The following is a 1367-nucleotide window of genomic DNA, read 5'->3' as shown; positions in this document are numbered from 1 at the left end:
GAAGGCTGAGGTCACGGGTGCTCCTGGCGGGTGGTGGTGAAGAGGTGGTCGACGAGGGCGATCAGCGCGGTGGCCGAGGAGGCGCGGTCGCGTGCGTCGCAGACCACGAGCCGGGTCTGCGGGAGCAGGTCGAGTGCTTCGCGGAGTTCGGCTTCGGGGAAGCGCGGTGAGCCGTCGAACTGGTTGATGGCCACCGCGTAGGGCATGCCGAGTTCTTCGAGCAGGTCCATGACTTCGAAGGACTGGTCGAGGCGGCGGGGGTCGGCGAGGACCAGTGCGCCGAGTGCGCCGTGGGAGAGGTCCTTCCACATCTGGGTGAACCGCTGCTGCCCTGGTGCGCCGAAGAGGTAGAGCACGAGTTCGGGGTTGAGGGTGAGCCTGCCGAAGTCCATCGCGACGGTGGTGGTCTGCTTGTCCGGTACCCCGGCGAGGTCGTCGACGAAGGCGCCGGCCTGTGTCATCGTCTCCTCGGTGCGCAGTGGCCGGATCTCCGAGAGCGTGCCGACGAAGGTCGTCTTGCCGACCGCGAACGGGCCGGCCACGAGGATTTTCACCGACGTGCGCACGGTCGCGGGCACGTAGTCGGCGTCAGGTGAGAGCACGGAGGCCATCGAGCACCTTCTGCAGTAGCTGGAGATCGGCGTGATCGGCGGAGGGAACCGTGGCGTGCGCGACGATGTGCCCGGTGTCCACGAGATCGGACAGCAGCACCTTCGTCACGCTCGCGGGCAGGCCGAGGTGGGCGGCGATCTCGGCGACCGCCAGCGCCCCGCCGCGGCACAGTTCGGTCATGCGGCGCTTTTCCGGGCTCAGCCCGGCGATCGGTGTCCTGGTCGCGACCACGACGGTGGCGAGGTCGAACGTGTTGCGGGTGGGGTGGGAGCGTCCGCCGGTCACCACGTGCGGCCGCACCAGCGCGCGCTCCCGCCGCGGTTCGGTCATGCGGGACTGCCGTAACCCTGCGGCGCGAACCGGGCGGGTGCGGTGAGCTCCTGCCCGAGGCGCTGGACGAGTTGCTGCAACCGGGACGAGACGCCTTCCATGTCGACCCGGTTGGTGGCCGACACGGCGAGGTAGGCGCCCTGGCCCGCGGCGACGAGGAAGACGTAGCCGCCGGCGAACTCGGTCAGCGTCTGCCGCCACTGCTCGGCGGTTTCCCCGCAGAACTCGGCCGTGGTGCGGGCCAGCGACTGCAACCCCGACATGCCGGCCGCGACGCGCTCGGCGTCGTCGGTGCTGATGCGCTGCGAATGGGCGATCAGCAACCCGTCGGCCGAGAGCAGCACCGCGTAGAGCGTCTCGGGCATCTGCAGGGCGTCGTCGAGCATCCACCCGAGCTTGTTGGACGGATCGGTCACTGAGTGTCC

General features: G+C 69.8%; 3 protein-coding genes. All 3 read right to left on the bottom strand.

The window, feature by feature from the left end; all coding sequences use genetic code 11:
- Positions 1 to 11 precede the first annotated feature (11 nt).
- The 3 genes from ABD256_RS44100 to ABD256_RS44090 are packed head-to-tail and all read right to left on the bottom strand — an operon-like array spanning position 12 to position 1358.
- On the bottom strand, positions 12 to 611 hold the full coding sequence (locus tag ABD256_RS44100) for a GTP-binding protein (protein WP_344432388.1): 600 nt from the start codon (positions 609 to 611) through the stop codon (positions 12 to 14).
- Entirely contained in the window at positions 589 to 942 is a 354-nt protein-coding gene (locus ABD256_RS44095) for a DUF742 domain-containing protein (RefSeq protein ID WP_344432387.1), read from the bottom strand. Before ABD256_RS44095 ends, ABD256_RS44100 begins: the two co-directional genes overlap by 23 nt.
- The gene (locus ABD256_RS44090) at positions 939 to 1358 is read right to left on the bottom strand and encodes a roadblock/LC7 domain-containing protein (RefSeq protein WP_344432389.1); all 420 of its coding nucleotides are present in this window, start codon (positions 1356 to 1358) and stop codon (positions 939 to 941) included. Before ABD256_RS44090 ends, ABD256_RS44095 begins: the two co-directional genes overlap by 4 nt.
- Between the last annotated feature and the right edge of the window lie 9 nt (positions 1359 to 1367).

The sequence above is a fragment of the Amycolatopsis minnesotensis genome (genome assembly GCF_039529815.1).
GTDB lineage: Bacteria > Actinomycetota > Actinomycetes > Mycobacteriales > Pseudonocardiaceae > Amycolatopsis > Amycolatopsis minnesotensis.
The sequence above is the reverse complement of the archived record's forward strand: the minus strand, read 5'-3'. Positions and strand labels throughout refer to the sequence as shown.